This is a genomic window from Paenibacillus solisilvae (assembly GCF_042656405.1).
GTDB classification, from domain to species: Bacteria; Bacillota; Bacilli; order Paenibacillales; family Paenibacillaceae; genus Paenibacillus_Z; species Paenibacillus_Z solisilvae.
The window spans coordinates 69,536-90,623 of sequence record NZ_JBHSOW010000041.1; the positions used below are offsets into that span (position 1 = coordinate 69,536).

17 protein-coding genes are annotated in these 21,088 nt (G+C 41.5%); 14 read left to right on the forward strand and 3 right to left on the reverse strand.

Going from position 1 to position 21,088, the window contains the following annotated elements:
* Positions 1–90 precede the first annotated feature (90 nt).
* From ACFPYJ_RS11850 to ACFPYJ_RS11860, 3 genes are all read right to left on the reverse strand, one after another.
* On the reverse strand, positions 91–702 hold the full coding sequence (locus tag ACFPYJ_RS11850) for a superoxide dismutase (RefSeq protein WP_379188345.1): 612 nt from the start codon (positions 700–702) through the stop codon (positions 91–93).
* Positions 703–990: 288 nt separating this feature from the next.
* Positions 991–2,502: an S-layer homology domain-containing protein gene (locus ACFPYJ_RS11855; protein WP_379188346.1), complete on the reverse strand. Its 1,512-nt coding sequence runs from the start codon at positions 2,500–2,502 to the stop codon at positions 991–993.
* Positions 2,503–2,664: 162 nt separating this feature from the next.
* Positions 2,665–5,097 carry an O-antigen ligase family protein gene (locus ACFPYJ_RS11860; protein ID WP_379188348.1) on the reverse strand — a complete coding sequence of 811 codons (2,433 nt, stop codon included), beginning with the start codon at positions 5,095–5,097 and terminating at the stop codon, positions 2,665–2,667.
* 313 nt (positions 5,098–5,410) lie between these two features.
* Here ACFPYJ_RS11860 and ACFPYJ_RS11865 point away from each other — a divergent pair, with 313 nt between their 5' ends.
* The 14 genes from ACFPYJ_RS11865 to ACFPYJ_RS11930 all read left to right on the forward strand — a co-directional run bounded on the left by ACFPYJ_RS11865 (position 5,411) and on the right by ACFPYJ_RS11930 (position 21,006).
* Positions 5,411–6,211: an ABC transporter permease gene (locus ACFPYJ_RS11865; protein WP_379188349.1), complete on the forward strand. Its 801-nt coding sequence runs from the start codon at positions 5,411–5,413 to the stop codon at positions 6,209–6,211.
* Between the two features lie 24 nt (positions 6,212–6,235).
* A complete protein-coding gene (locus ACFPYJ_RS11870) occupies positions 6,236–7,594 on the forward strand; it encodes an ABC transporter ATP-binding protein (RefSeq protein WP_379188350.1) in 1,359 nt (452 codons plus the stop codon).
* Complete coding sequence (locus ACFPYJ_RS11875) at positions 7,595–10,777, forward strand: glycosyltransferase (RefSeq protein WP_379188351.1); 3,183 nt, start codon at positions 7,595–7,597, stop codon at positions 10,775–10,777.
* Between the two features lie 2 nt (positions 10,778–10,779).
* The gene (locus ACFPYJ_RS11880) at positions 10,780–12,006 is read left to right on the forward strand and encodes a glycosyltransferase (protein ID WP_379188352.1); all 1,227 of its coding nucleotides are present in this window, start codon (positions 10,780–10,782) and stop codon (positions 12,004–12,006) included.
* Positions 11,972–12,955: a glycosyltransferase family 2 protein gene (locus ACFPYJ_RS11885; RefSeq protein WP_379188353.1), complete on the forward strand. Its 984-nt coding sequence runs from the start codon at positions 11,972–11,974 to the stop codon at positions 12,953–12,955. Before ACFPYJ_RS11880 ends, ACFPYJ_RS11885 begins: the two co-directional genes overlap by 35 nt.
* 21 nt (positions 12,956–12,976) lie before the next feature.
* Complete coding sequence (locus ACFPYJ_RS11890) at positions 12,977–13,795, forward strand: hypothetical protein (protein WP_379188354.1); 819 nt, start codon at positions 12,977–12,979, stop codon at positions 13,793–13,795.
* Between the two features lie 9 nt (positions 13,796–13,804).
* Complete coding sequence (gene cysC / locus ACFPYJ_RS11895) at positions 13,805–14,422, forward strand: adenylyl-sulfate kinase (RefSeq protein WP_379188355.1); 618 nt, start codon at positions 13,805–13,807, stop codon at positions 14,420–14,422.
* Between the two features lie 20 nt (positions 14,423–14,442).
* Complete coding sequence (locus tag ACFPYJ_RS11900) at positions 14,443–15,186, forward strand: sugar phosphate nucleotidyltransferase (RefSeq protein WP_379188357.1); 744 nt, start codon at positions 14,443–14,445, stop codon at positions 15,184–15,186.
* Positions 15,187–15,205: 19 nt separating this feature from the next.
* Positions 15,206–15,763 (forward strand): dTDP-4-dehydrorhamnose 3,5-epimerase, encoded by a 558-nt coding sequence (gene rfbC, locus ACFPYJ_RS11905; RefSeq protein WP_379188358.1) that lies wholly within the window; start codon positions 15,206–15,208, stop codon positions 15,761–15,763.
* An 11-nt stretch (positions 15,764–15,774) separates the two neighbouring features.
* Positions 15,775–16,800 carry a dTDP-glucose 4,6-dehydratase gene (gene rfbB / locus ACFPYJ_RS11910; RefSeq protein ID WP_379188360.1) on the forward strand — a complete coding sequence of 342 codons (1,026 nt, stop codon included), beginning with the start codon at positions 15,775–15,777 and terminating at the stop codon, positions 16,798–16,800.
* An 11-nt stretch (positions 16,801–16,811) separates the two neighbouring features.
* Positions 16,812–17,651 carry a dTDP-4-dehydrorhamnose reductase gene (gene rfbD, locus ACFPYJ_RS11915; RefSeq protein ID WP_379188373.1) on the forward strand — a complete coding sequence of 280 codons (840 nt, stop codon included), beginning with the start codon at positions 16,812–16,814 and terminating at the stop codon, positions 17,649–17,651.
* Positions 17,652–17,824: 173 nt separating this feature from the next.
* Positions 17,825–19,231, forward strand: a complete 1,407-nt coding sequence (locus tag ACFPYJ_RS11920; protein ID WP_379188361.1) for an undecaprenyl-phosphate glucose phosphotransferase — start codon at positions 17,825–17,827, stop codon at positions 19,229–19,231.
* Positions 19,221–20,207, forward strand: coding sequence for a glycosyltransferase family 2 protein (locus ACFPYJ_RS11925; RefSeq protein WP_379188362.1), 987 nt, complete (start codon positions 19,221–19,223; stop codon positions 20,205–20,207). The genes ACFPYJ_RS11920 and ACFPYJ_RS11925 overlap by 11 nt, the downstream gene beginning before the upstream one ends.
* Before the next feature lie 376 nt (positions 20,208–20,583).
* Positions 20,584–21,006 (forward strand): GNAT family N-acetyltransferase, encoded by a 423-nt coding sequence (locus ACFPYJ_RS11930; protein ID WP_379188363.1) that lies wholly within the window; start codon positions 20,584–20,586, stop codon positions 21,004–21,006.
* Positions 21,007–21,088: the final 82 nt, after the last annotated feature.

Genomic DNA, 21,088 nt, shown 5'->3' on the forward strand with positions numbered 1-21,088 from the left:
AGTGATTCCCATATGCAAAAACGAATAAAAAGAAACAGGACCTGCAGCGAGCGAGCTCGCCATAGGTCCTGTTTCTTTTTATTGAGCGGATTATTTTGCTGCTTCGTAACGTTTGCCAACTTCAGACCAGTTCACAACGTTCCAGAACGCTGCAATGTAATCCGGGCGTTTGTTTTGGTAGTTCAGGTAGTAAGCATGCTCCCAAACATCCAGACCAAGAAGAGGCGTGTCGCCTTCGAAGATCGGGCTGTCTTGGTTAGGCAGGCTGTAAACTTTCAGTTTGCCGTCTTTGCCAAGCGCAAGCCATGCCCAGCCGCTGCCGAAACGAGTTGTTGCTGCTTTTGCAAAATCTGCTTTGAATTGGTCGAAACCGCCCAATTCGCCAGCAATTGCATCAGACAACGCGCCAGTTGGTGCGCCGCCAGCGTTTGGTCCGATTGTTTCCCAGAAGAGGGAGTGGTTAGCATGTCCGCCGCCATTGTTGCGTACAGCTGTACGAATAGCTTCTGGAACACTGTTCAGATCAGCAAGCAGATCCTCAATGGATTTGCCTTGAAGCTCAGGAGCGGACTCCAGTGCAGCATTAAGGTTCGTTACATAAGCATTATGATGACGGTCGTGGTGAATCATCATTGTTGTTTCATCGATATGCGGCTCAAGCGCATTGTTTGCATAAGGCAGAGCAGGTAGTTGGTGTGCCATTAATCAAAAACCTCCTAAGTATATGTATCGTTTTTTTTTGAACGATCAGAACGCATCCATGAAGCATTTCTGATGATTCTAAGGAAAGAAACTCATAACACTGCCTGAGGGGAGTATTATCCATTTCTTCCTGTTACCCATTATCCATGTTCTCGTAACATAAAGCAACATAAATGTTTGTAAAGTCCGCTGGTAAAGAGTGCGGAACAGAGTTAGCATAGACAAATCTTTCCGTTCTCATTCGGAACAAAAAAGGTGACCCCGAAGGATCACCTTTTTCACCTGAAATTAGTTGATGAAACCAACGTTTCCAAGGAAACGATATACGATTGCAGCTGCTTCAGCGCGAGTTGCAAGGGAGTTACCAGCCAATTTATTAGCGGATTGTCCTTTGATCAAACCTTCACTAACTGCAGTAGCAACGTAAGATTTCGCCCAGCCTAATGTACCAGCGTCTGAGAATTTAGCCAATGCTGCAGCTACTTCCGTAGCTGACAGATTGATATCTTTCCCTGCATATTTCAATGCACGAGAGATCATAGCTGACATCTCACTGCGTGAGACTGTTGCGTTTGGTTTGAATGTACCGTCTACATAGCCAGTGATAATACCTGCTTCAGCAGCCGTAGCTACTGCACCAGAATACCATTGCCCAGCAGTCACATCCGTGAAATCGGATGATGTACCAGTAGCATCAAGACCCAAAGCACGTACGATTAGAGCTGCGAACTCTGCACGAGTAATGTTGCGGTTCGGACTGAACATATTGTCGCCTGTTCCGTTAACAACGAGCTTACCAGCGAGAGCTTCAACTTCTTTCTTGGACCAATGAACAGCCAAATCCTTGAAGGATGCAGCGTCCGTTTGGATAACCGTGTAGATGCTTGTGCTGGTACGGTTCAGTGTAGCAATTGTAATGCCATTCTCAGTTGCGAATGTAGCTGGAACGAAGTTCAGCTCTTTCGTATCTGGATTGTATACAACACCAACTGTGTTATCGGAGTAAACAGAACCAGTTACTGGAAGCGTACGTTTGAAGTACGTGCCCAGGTCATTGATTTGTTGCTCTTTACCGTTACCAACTGCAACGATTTTGAAATCAACTGGCGCAGCCAGTGTTTCAGCACCAATTTCGTAGACAGCATCTGTTACCGCTTTAGCAGCATCGCCGGAAAGTTTCTTCAGTTCTACACGGATTACTAGGTCTTTCAGCTCAACCCCAAGGGATTTCGCTTGATCCGCTAGTTTCAGTGCAGCGATTGGAAGTGTGATGGAAGTACCATCAGCATTCTTAATCGTCAAAGAATTACCGTCGACCAGTTTATCAGCAGGAATGGATACTGTGTCGGAATCAGCAGTAATCGTTGCATCCTTACCGTCTTTGAATAGATCATCGTAATTGCTGTTACCCGTGCCTGGGAAGCCGCCACCACCACCACCGTTAAAAGGAGTGTAGTATACTTTCTCAGTTACAGAGCCGTAATGCATGAAGTAGTATGTATCGTACGAGACACTCGGAACAGTAGTCGTAAACGAATAATGCCCGTTAGCCGTATAAATACCGTATACTACGCCGCCTACCGGAGTCATGTTGTCACTTGCGTATACATACACAGGTACTTTCATACCAGGCGTATAAACATCGTCTGTAACATACACTTGACCGGTAACTGTACCATTCGAGGTAATCGTTACATTCTCGAACTTAGGAGCTGCAAAAGCAAGAACAGGAACCAGCATGGAAATAATCATCAAAGATGCGATAAGTGCCGCGGTTTTACTCATGATTACCTTTTTCATTTTGTTTTCACCTCCTTCCAAGAGGGGATGACATATTGCTAGATTATAAGTGTATAACAAGAAAGAGTGTTAATAAAGGTCTTATTTGGGAATTAGTAGATAATAAGACAAATTATTGGAACATAAATTTACAAAAACTTAACAATTACCGTAGGTTTATCCTTATTTATTAATTTTCTCTAATTCTTCTTGTGCCTTCTTTTCTGCTTCAGCTAATTTATTACTCAATGCTTCATCCTTCTGTCCTATAGCTTGAAGAGCATCAAGATACGTGTGTACCTCTGATCGAATGGTAGAGTTGGCAAAGTCGCCATTGATATCTTCTTTTAACAGCTCGATAACATCATGATACATCTGACGATTGTAATAAATTTGTCCAATTGCTAGTCTCATTGTCGGTGTTACCTTGAACTCTCGTCCTTGCAGTTGCCCGGTTGGAAGTGATTTAAGATACTCAATCCGATTTAATACCTCTTTATACAATTCGAGGGAATGATTCCATTTTATGTCCGTGTCTTTGGAATTTATTGTTTTCTCCTTGTCACCGAACAAATAATATTCCATGATGCCAGCTTCATAGAAGTTCATATCCCACGGGAATGTTGTTAAAGCTTCATCAATTGTTGACAACACGATATCGCTTTTCCCCACGTTTTTATAATATTGATATTCCTCGACAAACAGTAAACGATTGTAAGGTGCATAATGTTTCAGTTGAGTAATTAATTTTTCTTGCTCTTGTCTATATTTCACATCTTGTGTTGAATTGTAGGCTTGCTTCATCCAGTCTAATTTTCGAAGCGTATAATCTGGATGGTCAGGTGAAATCTTAATGGCCTTATCAAGTGAAGGCAGAATCTGATCAAGCGGTTTTTTCTCTACAATGGCCATTTCAAGGGCATGGTTGTAGTTGACATTGGCATCATACTCCCGATAGACCCAGAAGAATAGAACTAGAGCCATTAATGAAATTGCTGCTGGGAATGCCAACCGCCATTTAAGATGGTTATACGCCGTAAATCTAGGAATGATGATGTTATAAGGTGCAAGCATAGCTCCTAAACCTAGAAATACCAGAGCAGAGAGATACATATAGCTCATGTCGAAGTCGACAGAGCTATGAACCAGAATGGATAATGAGATGATGAAGAATACGAGCTGACTGCCCCGTTGTTCAGGATTTTTGATATAAGCTCTTATGAATAAGTAGTAAACCGCCGCTAAAAAGCCGAGAAGAACAATAAGACCGAGCCATCCAATTTCAACTAGTGTTTGAAGATAATAGCTGTGGGTCTGTTTGCTGGAATAAGGATTGTTTTGATATTTTTCATAAATTTCACCCCAAGCACCCCCGCCGGCACCAAGAATAGGATAGTCGGCTGCTAACTTGAAGGCGTCTTTGTAGAAGGTTTCACGTTCTAGCACGCTATGCTGCTCCAGGTTAATGCTCTCTATGCGGTCTGCAATGCTTGCTGGTAATAAGCTTCTAACTCCGCTGCTCGTAAATACAAGGGCAGCCGCGAGCACACCAACAACAATGAAGAGGGCAGGAACGGCGACGTAAGACCATTTTTTCTCACCGAGTCTAGTTGTTGCATTGTCCAGCCATTGCGAAAGCCTGGAATGCATGAAGGTGATGATTGCAGCTAGAAGAACCGAAATACCCAGAACTAGGCTCCAACCGCTTAAGGGGAGATGATTCCAAAATGAGAGTGTTTTGCCTTGATTAGAGGCCGGATCCAGCAGTTTGGCTATTTGATCCGCAGTTGCTGCAATTTTACTCAGAATAGCGAAAGATGAAACAATTGCTAGAACCATGTATATTAAATAGAGTATTTGTTTGCCAATTCGCAGAAAAGGAAGAATAATAAGAATTAGAAACGGAATAAAAACAAGAGCAGCCCTCGAATAGGTAAGCATTAATGACAGCCAGATCGGGACTAGCATGAAACTGTGAGCAGCTCTCCAGTACCAGTGTTTTGTATGTATGGCTGAGAATAACCCAGCTAAAAACAGGGCAGTCAGGAATGCGGCATAGGAATTCGAATATTGAAAAATAGAAGTTAATCGATATCCGTTGTCTGCAAGCCACAGTGCATTGACGAAAAAGGCCTGCCCAAATAGATTCATAAGACCGTAGAGAACAACGACATAACCTGACAATTGAATTGCCAGCTCGATTACTCTCATATGTCGCTTATTCTCCGCCACATATAGTCCAATGATAAAGAAAGCTGCTACCACAAACTCAAGCTGCATCATAAGTTTCGCATTATGTGCAGAAACAGCATTTATGGAAGAGAGCATGTACATGAAAGGAATCGATAATGCACCCAAAGAAAGGATGAAGCGATAGTCATCGAATCTCCATGTTTTGAAGAGCCGAATGCCAAGGATAAGCAGCGTTATGGAAGAGAAAATCATGAACCCGAAGAGAGGGCCTTCATAGTCAAAGGTCATGCCATTAAATAATGCGACTTGGAACGGGAAAATAAATAAGAAGAGTGTTACGGCTGCAACAACCGCCCACTGTAGTAGAGAAATGTCGGAAGAAATGACATTTTTCGAGGGTCGGGTTGGATTTTTCTTTTTCATTACTGGCAGGCTCCTTTAGCATTTATTATTCATAGTTTGATATTTAGGCTTAATTCTAACAAATAGCATAACGTAAATCTACAATTTATGGGTGAAGAGAAATTAGAAAAGAAACAACTATTCTTGCATTAATTGGGAGATGAATTACAATAGTATCTTACCATGTTGTTTGTTAAACTTATTTGAAACAGAGATTTTACTTAAATAGAATCTAACAACAAACGGCAAATTAATACAATTTTTTTGATTGTTAAAAACTCTGAATTAACGAATAGAATTATCAAATTATATAGTAATTTTAAGGAGTACTTAGATGCCAATTTCAATTTTAAAAGTCTTATGGTCAAATAAGAACTTATTGAATCAGTTTACTAAGAGAGATGTCGTAGGAAGATATAAAGGATCTTATTTAGGCCTGCTGTGGACCTTTATAACCCCCTTGCTAATGCTTGTAATCTATACATTTGTTTTTAGCGAAGTCTTTAAAGCTCGATGGGGAACGGTTGGCGGAAATAAAGCGGAATATGCATTGGTTTTGTTTACTGGACTTATAGTATTTAATATTTTTTCAGAGGTTATTACACGTGCTCCCAGTTTGTTAGTTGGAAATTCAAATTTAGTTACAAAGGTAGTCTTCCCTCTGGAAATTATGCCGGTCGCGATTCTTTGCGCGAGTATATTCCATGCACTAATCAATTTTGCTTTATTAATTGTTAGTCTTATACTCATTCTTGGTGTTCTTCAGTGGACTCTTTTTTTAGCTCCGCTCGTATTACTGCCTTTGATATTATTGACGTTAGGGCTGGGCTGGATATTAGCTTCGCTGGGCGTTTATTTAAGAGATTTGGGGCAAGTCATCGGCATCGCCATGCAAGCGATTATGCTGATGAGTCCAATTTTTTATCCCATTTCATCAATACCTGAGAATTTAAGAATTATTTATTATATTAATCCGGTAAGTTATGTAATTGAAGACATGAGAAGGGTAGTCATATGGGGGGAAATGCCTAATTGGACTTGGCTTGGCATCGGAACAGTCATCGGATTAGTGGTTTTTATGGCTGGCTACTCTTGGTTTCAGAAAACGAAAAAAGGTTTTGCAGATGTGTTGTAAAAAAAAGTTTTGGCGGAGGGAACAGTGAGTAAAGAGATAAGTATTTCAGTTGTTAATGTAAGTAAATGCTTTGAAATTTATAAGCAACCGCAGGATCGGCTAAAGCAAAGTTTAATGAGAGGTCACAAGAACTATTATAAGGAGTTCTGGGCTGTTAAGGATGTAAGCTTTGATATCTTCAAGGGAGAAACAGTTGGCATTATTGGGAGGAACGGCTCAGGTAAAAGTACACTTTTACAAATGATCGCAGGAACTCTGAATGCTTCAGAAGGAAATATTACGGTGAACGGCCGGGTAGCGGCGTTACTCGAATTGGGCAGCGGTTTTAACCCAGAGTTTACAGGCAGAGAAAATATTTATATGAACGGTTCAATACTTGGTTTATCGATTAGTCAAATTGATGAGTTGTTTCTAGAAATTGTTCAATTTGCTGAAATCGGCGAATTTATTGATAGACCTGTGAAAACCTACTCTAGCGGAATGGCCCTTAGGCTTGCTTTCGCTGTTCAGGTAGTCGTTCCAAAAGAAATATTAATTGTAGATGAAGCGCTTGCTGTCGGGGATGAACTCTTCCAAAGAAAATGCTTTTTGAAAATTGAGGAATTCAAAAAACAGGGAGGTACAATTCTTTTTGTATCTCATTCTGGCGCTGCAATTGTTGAATTATGCGATCGTGCAATTCTATTAGATTCAGGTGAGCAGCTGATAATTGGTCCTAGTAAAAGAGTAGTGAATTTATATCAAAAGCTTGTTTTTGCGCCGGCAGATAAAATTCAAGAATTAAAAGAAGAAATCAGGAGTACAAAACAATTGCCAGAAGTAAAAACGACATTGGCTATTAGCGACAACTTTATAGAAGATTCTAGAACCAATAAAAGTGAATCCATGTACGATCCGAACTTAATACCGAAAGACTCGGTTCATTATGAGCCTAGGGGTGCAGAATTATATGACCCGGAAATTACTACAATGGCGGGAAAACGTGTAAATATTCTAATTGCAGGTCAAAAATATGTTTACCGCTACTACGTGAAATTTTCTAGGATTAGTACGAATGTGCGGTTTGCAATGCTAATCAAAACAGCAAGTGGTTTGGAGCTCGGTGGGGCGCAATCGGCTTCGTTTGGAGGCGGTGTGCCCTTTATTGATAATAATGAACGGTATAAAGTAGAATTTACTTTTGTTCCTAGGCTGACAACGGGTGTTTATTTTTTGAATGCCGGAGTACTTGGGATAGACGGTGACAGTGAAATATATATGGATCGTAAAGTGGATTTTTTGGCGTTTAAAATAATGCCGTCTGAAGATGCATTAATGACTGCAATCGTAGATTTTGAAATTTCACCTGAATGCACCAGCATTGTTGATAAAGGAGTGAATTAAATGCAGAATATTGCGCAGTCAAAAGTCATATGCGTATTAGGTATGCATAGGAGCGGAACTTCAGCCATCACACGTGCAATAAACTATATGGGAGCCTATATAGGAAAGCCCGAAGACCTGGTTCCTCCTTTGGATGATAATCCTGAAGGTTTTTGGGAGTTCCAAGAGTTTGTGGCCATAAATGACCGCGTGCTGGGAGAGTTGAATTCTTGTTGGGATGCTGTGAATATTTATCCGGAGAATTGGTGGACCTTACCGAGTATTGCTCTCTTAAAGGAAGAAATAAAAGAAATAATTAAAAAAAAATTTTCTAACCATAAGCTATGGGTTTTTAAAGACCCTAGAACTTCAATACTGCTTCCCATGTGGAAAGAAATATTTAATGAACTCAAAATTGAAGCGAATTATGTTATTACGGTTAGAAATCCGATGGATGTAGTCGCTTCATTAGCTAAACGTAATGGGTATTCACTGGAAAAATCACTTGCGCTATGGACGTTTTACACCATTAATTCTTTGTATTGGACACAAGACGAGAATCGGGTAATCGTTGGATATGACAGCTTTTTAGATCAACCTGATCTTTATATTGATAGATTTAAAGATTCTTTTCAATTAGAGTTCGATAGAATTCAACTTGATGAAAAACTGAAAAGTTTTCTAAAACCTTCTCTAAGACACAGTAAAACTTCTGTTGCTGAGTTTATCAGTAATGAGAACTACTCTGAAATGGTTCGAGAGTTATTCAAAATTACGATTAGCTATTCAGAGCTGCGAGCAGATCATTCTACTAATAAAAGCATTGAGAAAATGTATCATGAGTTCATATTGCAAAGACGTATGTGGGCACATGCGGGCAAGAAAGCGTTGATACAAGTGTTTTACTTGGAGGCACCCGATCAAGACTATGCTGAGGAGCGCTCGGTAATAGGTTATATTGATTTGGAAAAATCTAATGCCGTTCAATCATTATCCCTTCCCGGGGGAATTATCGCGCCACTTCGCATTGACATGACGAATGTACCAGCTGCCATTCATATAGAATCAATTCAACTCGTAACCCAAGAAGAACATCCGCAGGTCATAGGATTCTGGTCGAAGCATAATGGATTCCAGGATGTATTAAATGGCCAGAATCTAATCCGCTTTTCTAATGCAAGTTCTTTTCAGGGCATCACAACTAGCACAGACCCTTATATTTATGTTCAACAATTCAATGAAAATGAATTTCCAAGTAAGTTAACAATTAGAATGGATCACTACCCACTTACACAGGAAATAGTCGACTCCGTTTCCAATCACATTCATGGGATTGAATATACTGCTTCAGAATTAAATATTCAATTAATTGAATTAAAACAGCAAATAACAGAATTCGAAAATAAATTCAAAAAAAGTGAAGCATTATTGGTTGAGAAAGAAAGAGAGATTTCAGAACTAAATGTTCAGTTAATCTCAGCATCGGATACGATAGCTCAGAACGAAGCAGTGCAGCTAAGACTAGATAAAGAAATTGCTATTACGCACGCTTTAAAAGAGCAAAATAGACTCCTAGAGGAACAGATTCACCAAAAAGATGTGGAGCAGATACAATTCAAAACGCGAATTGCGGATATTCAACACGATTATAATTTAATAAATTACGAATTAAATGGTATTTATCAATCAAATGGATGGAGTTTTCTCAAAAAATATTACAAATTAAGAGAATCAGTGATGCCTGTTGGCAGTCCGCAGCGAAAGGCTTCCAAAGTTATCGTGAATTTTCGGCCCTATAGCAGGAAGCTGCTTCGTCACGTGAATCAATACGGTGTTCCTGCAACTCTCAGGAAGATAAAAGCGAGGGTCTTTCCAACTGCTGTAACAACTGGAAAAGTAGTTGTTCCAACACTTGCGTTAAATAGGGCTAAGGAAACGAAAACATGGGAATATGATTTTACTGCATCATCCCAAATCAGTGTATCTGTTGTAATCCCGACTATAAATGCAGGGCAGGAATTTGAACTGTTGTTGGCAATGCTGTCTCGGCAAAAAGGATTCAAACAAGTTGAAATCGTAATTGTTGATTCCGGCAGCACCGATATGACCTTGGATTTGGCTAAGGAATACAATGTTACTCTTGTCCGTATTAAGCCAGAGGATTTTTCTCACTCCTATGCAAGAAATTTAGGGGCGGAAACAGCCGCTTCTGACGATTATTTACTCATTATGACTCAAGATGCTCTACCGACTTCTGACTATTGGTTATTTGAACTTTATGCTGCAAGCGAAAAGAATGATTTTGCTGCAGTTTCTTGTGCAGAGTCTTCGAGAGAAGATGTGGATTTATTTTATAGGGTAATTTGTTGGTCACATTATAGATTTTTGGGGGTCATTGACAATGACCGTATTATGGAAATGCCTGATTCAAATGATTACCATAGCTTGAGATTTAATGCACAATTATCGGATGTTACATGTCTCATTAAAAAAGACATATTTATGAACTACAAATATCGCTTTGATTACGCAGAAGATCTTGATTTGGGATTACGTCTCATTCGGGATGGATATAAGATCGGGCTGCTCGGACAGACCAAAGTTATACATTCACACAAGAGACTACCTTACTATCACCTCAAACGAGGTTTCGTCGATAACCTGTTTATGCATCAATTTTTTGATGATTATGCGGTTCCTAAGTTATATTCGGACAATTTAGAAAGAGATTTAGTTTATACGTATTCGGTTCTAACCCATTTAATAAACAGCACACTAGCTGACATCAAACATTCAAATAGTATTGAAAAGTTAAGCATGCTGACATATTCAGAGTTAGATAGTGCGATCCTTCGTCCATATGACTATCTGTTAAGACTTGATAAATGTGACTATGTCGACGATAAGACACATCAATTTGTCGAGAAATTGTTTGAAGGTTATTTGGATCTATCGTACCGACCGATGTACAACGGTGATGGAAGTTTGCTTCATGCACTGAAAGGGTTCGTAGAAGTCGTTTTTGAATATATGAAACTGACTTATGAGATACTTGATGAGGAACTTTTAAATGAATTTAAATGGACCTTAATGAAAGGCTATGCCATTCAGTTAGGAACTCATTTATCTCATTGTTATGTCGGCAGTGAAGCAAACAAAGAGCGATTATCTGTCATTCATAATGAACTGACAAAAGGGGTTTAAACATGAAAATTATTTACCTCGTACATCAGTTTTATCCGGAGCACTACACAGGTACTGAGAAATTCGTGCTTAATATGGCGAAGATGTCTCAAAGAAACCAAATGAAAGTAAAGGTCATTACGTATAGCTTCCAGCCTATTCATGAATTCGATCTTGAATACGGCAATATCGTTTATAGAAATTATGTTTACCAAGGAATTCCTGTAATCGCATTTCGGCATAAGGAGATCCCTTCGTCTATCCATTATGAGCTGTCTAATAAGGATGTCGTTTCATTTAGTGAACATATTCTCCAGAAAGAAAAGCCGGATTTACTTCATGCAGCCCACTCCATGAGAGTCGCAGAGTTCATCAAAGCGGCACAGAGATTAAGTATTCCTTATTTAATGACGCTTACTGACTTCTTTCTTAATTGTCCTAAATGCATATTACTGCAAACAGACCGTAATTTATGCGAGGGATCCAGAGAAGGTGCTGCATGTAAAATGCATTGCAAAGAAGTTTCTATCGAAGAAAATCGGCATCAAATAGCATATGAATTGCTATCGGCCGCACAGGGAGTGTATGCTCCCTCCCAGTTCGTTGCTTCAATGATGAATAAAGCAATAGAAGGGATTCATGTTGAAGTACTCAATCATGGGATGAGTTATAGCAAAATAAGTAAGAACCGCAAGCATTACTCGGAAGGTCAGCCGCTCACTTTCTTCTATGGGGGTTCTTTAACGCCTCATAAGGGAGTTCACTTAATTGTTGAGGCATTTTCTAAAATTGAATCTAACCGCATTAAACTTATGATTTATGGTTCCGGACAAGATAAAGTTTACATGAACATGCTCACCGCTATGGTTGAAAAAGATGAACGGATCGAATTTAAAGGTGTATACACAGAAAATGATGTAAGTGAAATCTATAATATGGCTGATGTAGCTATAGTTCCTTCGGTATGGTATGAAAATTATCCGCTGGTACTTCATGAAGCATTAGCATCAAATGTTCCACTAATCGTATCAAATGTGGGTGGTATGTCGGAGAAAATTAAAGATGATTTTAACGGCTATACCTTTGAAATTGGCAATGCGAATGATTTGAAAGCGGCAATTGAAAAGTTTCTTCACCATCCAGAAGCAATCAATCGTTTTAAAGAAAATATTAAAACGCTGATGATTCCAACCATTGAGCAGGAAGCGTATGCCTATGAAAGATTATACAAATCATATTCTCGTGCCTGAAACAGAAGTTGTGATTCTTTTATCGACATATAATGGTGCGGCCCATTTGAAGGAGCAATTAGAATCGATTTTGGCTCAAACCTATACGAAATGGAAGTTGTGGGTTCGAGACGATGGTTCCACAGATGGGTCTGTAACTTTGGTAAAGGAATACCTATCAAGGTTCCCGGAAAAAATTAATCTTCTACGTTCTAATGGGAATCTAGGTGCATCTCAAAGTTTCGGTTTATTACTAAATACAATAGAGGCTCAATATATCATGTTTTGCGATCAGGATGACATTTGGTTGCCGAAAAAAATAGAACAAACTCTGGCTATTATGCATGAAGCAGAAAAGGAGACACCTAATTGTCCAATACTTGTGCATACTGATTTGCAAATTGTGAATCAAACCATGGGGATAATTAGTGAATCTATGTGGGCATATCAAAAATTAAATCCAAATGCCGTATTGCTTAATGAATTTCTAATTCAGAACCATGCAACCGGGTGTACGATGATGCTTAATGCGAATTTGAAAAACCTTGCAATTCCAATAAACCCGAAGGCTATCATGCATGACTGGTGGATTGCATTGGTTGCAGCTGCATTCGGAGAAATTAGAGTAGTTAATGAACCTACAATAAAATATCGTCAGCATGGTAATAACGAAGTTGGAGCAAAAGCATATAAACTTAACTACTTTGCATCTCGATTATTCAAACTTCAGGATTCAATAGCTTCAAACAAACGAATAATAACGCAAGCCCATGCTTTCCTCAATCAATTTGAAGAGCGCCTAGGCGATGAAGAACGAAGGACTCTCAAGAAGCTCAGTGAATTATTAACCTCAAATAAAATGATTAGAGTCTGGACGATTGTTAGATACCGATTGTACAAATATGGATGGATGAGAAACATCGCATACATAGGTGTCATGATGCTAACACCAAGAATAAAAGATAAATAATACGGTTTGGGGGTAAAGAGGTTGAGATGCATAAAGTTTTTACTTGTAGCTATCCTCATGTTCCTCAGTATCCAGTCAGCGGTTTGGGCGAACAATAAATCATTTCAAGGTAATCTCGAACTGGAAGACCAATTGAAAATTACTTCTAATCAATTGTCAGTCATTGGATGGGCAATTCATACAAAAGGGATTAAGCAAATTCGTATTTATTTGGACGATAAGTTACGCGGGGAAGCTGATTATGGTTTAAAGCGTGAAGATGTCGCGAAAGTCTATCCTGCGGTAAATGAAGCTAAAAACAGCGGTTATCGGATGGAATTGGATCTATCTGACCTAAAGCCTGGTACACACACGATTAGTGTCGAAGCAGTGTCAACTTCTGACGAGTCGACGATTCTTGCTAAGAAACATATTTTTAAGCCAGAGCCTCCGAGAAGTGAGATTACATCCCCTAAAGAAGATTTCTCTACTGTAAAAGGAAATGATCTTCATGTTAACGGGTGGATAGATGGTAAAGCTGCGGTTAAATCTATTCAAGTATGGCTTGATGATCATTTTGTAGAGAATGCTCATATGGGTACAATGCTTCAAGACGATCAAGTGAAGACAATTCCGAATCTGCCTCGCGATAGCGGGTTTGAATATAATTTAGATATAACTAAAGTTTATAAGGGAACTCATACTATAAAAATAATTGCAGAAATGAAGGATGGAACGACAATTGAATTGGGAAGCAAATCTTTTCAGAAAGCTTTTAATTATCCAATGCTGATTCTTCTGTTCGTTTTCGTTCTTATAGGGACAATCTATTATAGATACAGAAAAGGTAGAAAGAAGTAGGAGGAAACAATGTCCGATCATGTATTCTGGCAAACGACAAAAATAATAAAAGAGGATCGCTATCAATTAAATAGTCATAAAAGCTGCGTTATTTGGCTAACAGGGCTATCAGCTTCTGGTAAATCCACACTTTCAATTGAACTTGAAAAGGAATTATATGATCGTCGCATTCGCTCTTATGTTCTAGATGGCGATAATATTCGACAAGGTCTGAATAAAAACTTGGGTTTTTCTGAAACAGACCGTAAAGAAAATATTCGACGCGTAGGGGAGGTTGCAAAGTTATTTGCAGACTCTGGATTGGTAACAATAACAGCTTTTATTTCACCCTATCAAGCCGACCGGGACATGGTGCGTGCTCTATTTGCTGAAAATGAGTTTTTAGAGATTTTTGTAAAATGCAGTCTTGAGGAATGTGAAAGGAGAGATCCTAAAGGTCTATACAAAAAAGCCAGAGCAGGGATAATTCCTGACTTTACTGGAATTTCTGCGCCCTACGAAGAACCTGATAACCCAAATTTAGTAATTGAGACCGAACACTCCACTTCTGCTCAATCGGTTAAGAAAATTATTGATTTCCTAATGGATAAGGGATATATAGGTGGAAGTTTTGAAGAAGATAAATAATTTAAATAAGGAGGTATAAGATGAAAGGCATAATCCTAGCAGGCGGTACCGGCTCACGCCTCTTCCCGCTTACCAAAGTAACCAACAAACACTTGCTCCCAGTCGGCAAATACCCAATGATCTTTCATTCAATCGCTAAGCTTAAAGAGGCAGATATTCAGGATATCCTTATTGTCACCGGTAAAGACCATATGGGTGATGTGGTTAACCTTCTGGGTAGCGGCAGCGAATTCGGCTTAACCTTCACTTATAAAGTACAGGATGAAGCTGGCGGTATTGCACAAGCTCTTGGTATGGCGGAGCAGTTCGTGAATGATGACCAAATGATCGTTATTCTCGGTGACAATGTATTTGCTGATAGTATTGCAACCTTTGCTGAGAATTTTCGTCAACAAGGTAGTGGCGCCAAGATTCTCATCCAAGAGGTTCATGATCCGCAGCGCTACGGAGTCGCTGAGCTGGATGGCAATAAAATCGTCTCTATTGAAGAAAAACCGCAGCAACCTAAAAGCAGCTATGCGGTAACTGGAATATATATGTATGATAGCCGAGTTTTTGAGATTGTAAAAACGCTGAAACCATCTGGTCGCGGTGAACTGGAAATAACCGATGTGAATAACGCATATATTGCAAGTAATGAGCTTTCCTACGATATTTTGCAAGGCTGGTGGACGGATGCAGGTACGCATGCTTCCCTTACCAAAGCCAACGAGTTAGCAAAAGAGATAGTATTTGGAGATGAATTTGGCAAGCTTAAACTGTAAGAATAGTGGGTGCTAAGAGATGAAAGTAATAGAAACGAATTTACCTGGTGTAAAGCTGATTGAACCGGCGGTCTTCGGTGACCACCGGGGCTTTTTTTTGGAAAGCTATAATGAGGCGACTTTTCATGCGAACGGTATTGGGCATGCTTTTGTCCAAGACAACCATTCCCTGTCAGTCGAAACGGGGGTACTGCGCGGACTTCATTATCAACTGAATCCAAAGGCGCAAACGAAGCTCGTACGTGTAACTGCCGGTGCCATATATGACGTAGTTGTTGATATTCGTAAGGGGTCTCCGACATTCGGGCAATGGCAAGGATTCATTCTAAGCTCGGCGAATAAGCGTCAGCTTCTCGTACCGCAGGGCTTTGCTCATGGCTTCTGCACGCTTGTTCCGGACTGCGAGGTTCAATACAAGGTTGATGCCTTATATTCACCTGAACATGACCGCGGCATTGCTTGGAATGATCCAGCGCTGGCAATTGATTGGCCTGCAACGAGTCCGATTCTGTCTGATAAAGATACGAAACATCCGGTTCTTGCGGATGCCGAAATGAATTTTGAATATGAAGGGTGAGTACTGACACGATGAAATTATTAATTACAGGTGGAGCCGGCTTTATCGGCAGCAACTTTGTTCTCTATATCGCAAAGAATCATCCGGATTATCATATTGTGAATGTAGATGCTCTGACGTATGCGGGGAATTTAGAAAATCTTCGTTCCGTAGAAAATCATCCAAATTACAGCTTTATTAAAGCTGACATTGCGGATCGTGCTGCGCTGGAACCATTATTCGCCGACGGTTCCATCGACGCGGTTCTTAACTTTGCTGCTGAATCCCATGTGGATCGCAGTATTCTTCACCCGGAGATTTTTGTTCGTACGAATATTATGGGAACACAGACTCTACTGGATCTAGCAAAGCAATATAAGGTAACAAAGTTCGTGCAAGTATCAACGGACGAAGTATACGGAACGCTTGGTGAGACAGGTCTTTTCACGGAGGAAACACCGCTTGCGCCGAACAGTCCTTACTCCGCAAGCAAAGCGGGAGCAGATCTGCTTGTGCGTGCGTATCACGAAACATTCGGGATGAATATTAACATCACACGCTGCTCCAACAATTATGGTCCTTATCAGTTCCCGGAGAAGCTTATTCCGCTCATGATTCAGAATGCGCTTAATGACAAATCGCTTCCGGTCTATGGAGATGGATTGAATGTTCGCGACTGGTTGTATGTTGAAGACCACTGCAGTGCGATTGATCTTGTCCTTCACAAAGGACGTCCAGGTGAGGTGTACAACGTGGGCGGCAACAATGAAAGAAACAATCTCCAGGTCGTCAGAACGATTCTCTCTGAACTTGGTAAACCGGAGACGCTTATCTCTTACGTGACAGATCGCTTGGGCCACGACCGCCGTTATGCCATTGATGCGGACAAAATCCGTCAGGAGCTTGGCTGGCAGCCTAAGTATGACTATGAGAATGGCATTAAAGAAACCATCCGCTGGTACTTGAGCAGCAAGGATTGGATGGAGCAGATCCTAACCGGAGCTTATCAAGAATATTACAATACCCAGTATAGCGAACGTTTAGGTACCGAATCATGACCATTGCTAACCTGAAGGTACTCGTTACTGGAGCAAATGGACAGCTTGGGGCGGAATTTGTTAATCTAACCGCTTCCGGCTTCGATATTCAAGGGTTTGGCCGCGATGCGCTGGATATCACGAATCTCGAGCAATGCCGAGAAGTTCTTTCCGTCTACAAGCCAGACATTGTCATCCATTGCGCCGCATATACTGCTGTAGATAAGGCCGAGTCCGAACCGGACGAGGTTTTTCGCGTTAATGCTGCGGGCACGCGTAATATAGCTGTAGCAGCGAGAGAAGTGGGCGCCAAGCTTTGCTATGTAAGTACAGATTATGTGTTTGACGGTAAAGGTGCGATTCCATACAACGAAATGGACCAGACGAACCCCCAGACGGTATATGGAAAGTCCAAGCTTGCTGGAGAGCAGGCTGTAAGCACCTTGCATGACCGTTATTACATCGTTCGAACCTCGTGGGTATATGGGAAGTACGGTAATAATTTCGTGAAAACGATGCTCAAAATGGCAGGAGAACGGGATCAACTGAAGGTGGTTCATGATCAGATCGGCTCGCCTACGTACACATTGGATCTTGCTCTCTTTCTATTGGAGCTTGTCCAAACCGATTATTATGGGGTGTATCATGCTTCCAATAGCGGTGTGTGCAGCTGGTTTGATTTCGCTCAAGCGATCTTCGAGGAAAGCGGGGTTTCAATACAGCTCGATCCATGCACAACAGCCGATTTCCCGCGGCCAGCACCAAGACCAGCCTTCTCCGTCATGGATCATTCTGCAATTCGTATAAACGGATTGAAGGATCTGCGTCCGTGGCGTGAAGCATTAATTCACTATTTAAAGGATGAGAAGTAATGAGCCGATTAACCGCCGGCTGCCAATAACTGCTGTGAAGTTAATGAAAAGGGAATGACTAACAAATATGAGGTTGGTTACCTCTTCTTTTTTTGATAGAATAAGTATAGATTCGACAAGTAAGTAGAGGAAGAATAAATCGAATACTAGATCAGGTAAGGGATGAGAGACCAATGATAAGACAAAACCAGCGGTTTCTAACTCAAATATACGTTCTGGTAGATCTGCTGTGTACGTTGCTTATGTTCCTGGCCTCATACTGGCTGAAGTTTTATAGTGGCTGGCTTGTGCATTATAATACGGTGCCCTTCAAGACCTATCTGCTTTGGGGAACGGTCTATTCGTTCGCCGCTATATTGCTGGGGTTCTATATCGGATTTTATTCACCGCGCCGAAGAAAACAATTCTCCTACGATATTCTCAAAATCTTCCAAGTCCACGGGTTAAGCTTCCTTGGACTGCTCAGTATGCTGTTCATTGCAAAGGAAGTACATATCTCGCGTGAATTTCTAGCCATCTTCATTGCCGTCAATGTCGTTGGAATGATTGCTTACCGATACAGCGTTAAGCTTCTCTTGTTTCGTCTGCGCCGCAAGGGCTTTAACAAACGTTACGTCCTCATTCTGGGGGCGGGATCCGTTGGCCGCAGCTTCTATGACAGCTTGTCGCAGCACCCGGAGCTCGGCTACGAGGTTATGGGCTTTCTGGATGATTTTCAAACGGAGCATGACCCGGAATATCAGCATATGAAGCAAATTCTTGGTACGATCGACGATCTGGATGAACAATTAAAGAAGAACATCATTGATGAGGTCATCATTGCGCTCCCGCTCAAGGCGCACAAGAAATACGCCTATATCATTAATCAATGCGAGCATGCCGGAGTCAAAACACTCATTATTCCCGATTTCTTCGATATGCTGCCTGCCAGGCCGTTCTTTGACAATTTTGCCGGGCTTCCGCTAATTAACGTTAGAGATATTCCGCTCGACGAGCTGAGCAACAAGCTGCTCAAACGGGCATTCGATATTGTGTTCTCATTCTTTGTTATCTTGATTACATCGCCGATTATGCTGGGTGTATTTGTGGCCATTAAGATCACGTCACCGGGTCCTGCCTTGTTTAAACAAGAGAGGATGGGACTGGACCGCCGTAACTTTAACATGTACAAATTCCGATCGATGCATGTATCGAACCCAGGCACGTCAGATACACTGTGGACTGTCGAGAATGACCCGCGCCGGACACGGCTTGGCAGTTTTATTCGCAGGACAAGCATTGACGAGCTGCCGCAGTTCTTTAATGTATTGGCTGGTCATATGAGCGTTGTGGGGCCGCGTCCCGAGCGACCGTTCTTCGTTGAACAGTTCAAAGAAGATATTCCGAAATATATGGTCAAGCATCATATTCGTCCTGGTATAACCGGCTGGGCGCAAACAAATGGCCTTCGTGGAGACACCTCCATACATGACCGGATCATGCATGATATTTTCTACATCGAGAACTGGACCTTCTTCTTTGATCTGAAAATAATCGTGAGAACGGTGACGAAAGGTTTTGTTAACAAAAATGCCTATTAATTCAGACCTCGTACACGAGGGGTTCCGCGTTTCGGTTATTATTCCTACTTATCATGCAGGCCCGGTTTTTGAAGAGCTTCTGGCAAGCCTGCAGCGGCAGACACTGCTGCCGCATGAGATTATCATTGTCGACTCGTCTTCGGCAGATGGAACAGCAGCGCTGGCGCAGCGCATGGGAGCTCGCGTCTTCACCGTACTGCAGAGTGAATTCGATCATGGTGGAACCCGCAACTACGCGGCAGGGCTGGCTAAGGGAGACATCCTCGTCTTCATGACACAGGATGCCATGCCGGATCATGAACAGATGCTCGAGGAGCTGGTTCGTCCCTTTCATAACGAGCAAATCTCCTGCACCTATGCCAGGCAGCTGCCAAGGCCGCAGGAGAACATTCTCGAGAAGCTTTCCCGTGGATTTAATTATCCCGATCAAGCTATCATCAAGGATAAGAATGATATTCTGAGGCTCGGTATTAAAACCTTCTTCTGCTCCAATGTGTGCGCAGCCGTTCGCCGAGAGACCTTCTATGAAGTTGGACGGTTCCCGGAGCCCGTTATTTTCAATGAAGATATGTTTCTCGCGGCAAAATGCATTCTAAGCGGCTATTCCATCGCTTATGCCGCAAATTCCCGTGTCATTCATTCGCATGACTATTCGCTGCTCCAGCAGTTCCGGCGCTTCTTCGATAACGGTGTATCGATGCGCAATAGCGACTGGCTTAGCGAGTATACAGCTGTAGGCAAAGAAGGCTCCCGCCTGCTGCGGACGCAACTGCAAGCTTTGCATCAGCAGCGTGCCTGGCATTGGATCCCGAGATTGATTGCTGAAATGGCGGCCAAATGGATTGGCTTTCAGCTTGGCAAACGCTACGAGCTTCTTCCAAAGCCCCTTCGGGTGAGATTCAGTATGCACCGCAAAATGTGGGATAAGCTGAATGCAAGCCATGCAAGCAGTAAAGGTGTAAGCAAGAGTATTTAGCTCGAATAGCAGCTCTGAATCATTCGATACAGAGCTTTTTGCCATCTTTATGAAGCAGCCCTCTGATCATCATTCCCCTGCTGAAATCCCAAAGGAAGGGAGAAAAGACCTGGAAAGACCTATAAAGACAATGAAAACGCTTCATATGAAGCGCTTTCAACAGCATTCCGGATATTTCGTGATATTTTTAAGGTTTTTTAAAGATTTTAGAAGGAATTCGATCTTTTTTGTCGTATTATTAACTTTACCTATAAATTTAGCTTGTCCGTATCCTAGCGGCGATTTTATGGACCGTATGTACGCATGCGGTCGTTCATCATGGAAATTCTTCATTGATCGAAGATTTTCTCACCCTGCACATAGAGGAGTATGAGTTATGAACGTTCGTTCCTTTCAGTTATCCGATTATCGGCCTGTTACCGAGCTGTTAGAAACTGTTTTATCGGAGGAATGCTATGAGCTAACGATGGAAGCCTTCGCCCGTCAGCTGTCATGGGACAGTGAATTGGTGCTTGTGGCAGCCATAGATGATGAAATTGCCGGGATGATTATCGGCACGATCGATAACAACAAGGGATACTACTACCGTATAGCTGTGCATCCCGACTATCAGCGTCAGGGACTGGGAAAAAGGCTAATCGAATCGCTCCGGACGCGATTCGAGCAGCGGAATGTAACGAAGATTATGATTACGGCGGACGAGCATAACGAACCGATTCTCTCCCTTTATGAATCGCTTGGTTATGCAACGAACGACTTCTTCCGTTCATTTCAGAAGCTCAGCATCGTAGCAGGTTAAGCAAGCTGCTGCATACTCAATTGCAATCAAGCAACACGAAGAGATAAGCATATCTGGATCGCCATTGATTTTGGCGGTCAGA

Coding starts and splice junctions, on each gene's coding strand:
- ACFPYJ_RS11850 (WP_379188345.1), bottom strand. CDS start 702: ATGGCACACCAACTACCTGCTCTGCCTTATGCAAACAATGCGCTTGAG.
- ACFPYJ_RS11855 (WP_379188346.1), bottom strand. CDS start 2,502: ATGAAAAAGGTAATCATGAGTAAAACCGCGGCACTTATCGCATCTTTG.
- ACFPYJ_RS11860 (WP_379188348.1), bottom strand. CDS start 5,097: ATGAAAAAGAAAAATCCAACCCGACCCTCGAAAAATGTCATTTCTTCC.
- ACFPYJ_RS11865 (WP_379188349.1), top strand. CDS start 5,411: ATGCCAATTTCAATTTTAAAAGTCTTATGGTCAAATAAGAACTTATTG.
- ACFPYJ_RS11875 (WP_379188351.1), top strand. CDS start 7,595: ATGCAGAATATTGCGCAGTCAAAAGTCATATGCGTATTAGGTATGCAT.
- ACFPYJ_RS11880 (WP_379188352.1), top strand. CDS start 10,780: ATGAAAATTATTTACCTCGTACATCAGTTTTATCCGGAGCACTACACA.
- ACFPYJ_RS11885 (WP_379188353.1), top strand. CDS start 11,972: ATGAAAGATTATACAAATCATATTCTCGTGCCTGAAACAGAAGTTGTG.
- cysC (WP_379188355.1), top strand. CDS start 13,805: ATGTCCGATCATGTATTCTGGCAAACGACAAAAATAATAAAAGAGGAT.
- ACFPYJ_RS11900 (WP_379188357.1), top strand. CDS start 14,443: ATGAAAGGCATAATCCTAGCAGGCGGTACCGGCTCACGCCTCTTCCCG.
- rfbC (WP_379188358.1), top strand. CDS start 15,206: ATGAAAGTAATAGAAACGAATTTACCTGGTGTAAAGCTGATTGAACCG.
- rfbB (WP_379188360.1), top strand. CDS start 15,775: ATGAAATTATTAATTACAGGTGGAGCCGGCTTTATCGGCAGCAACTTT.
- ACFPYJ_RS11920 (WP_379188361.1), top strand. CDS start 17,825: ATGATAAGACAAAACCAGCGGTTTCTAACTCAAATATACGTTCTGGTA.
- ACFPYJ_RS11925 (WP_379188362.1), top strand. CDS start 19,221: ATGCCTATTAATTCAGACCTCGTACACGAGGGGTTCCGCGTTTCGGTT.
- ACFPYJ_RS11930 (WP_379188363.1), top strand. CDS start 20,584: ATGAACGTTCGTTCCTTTCAGTTATCCGATTATCGGCCTGTTACCGAG.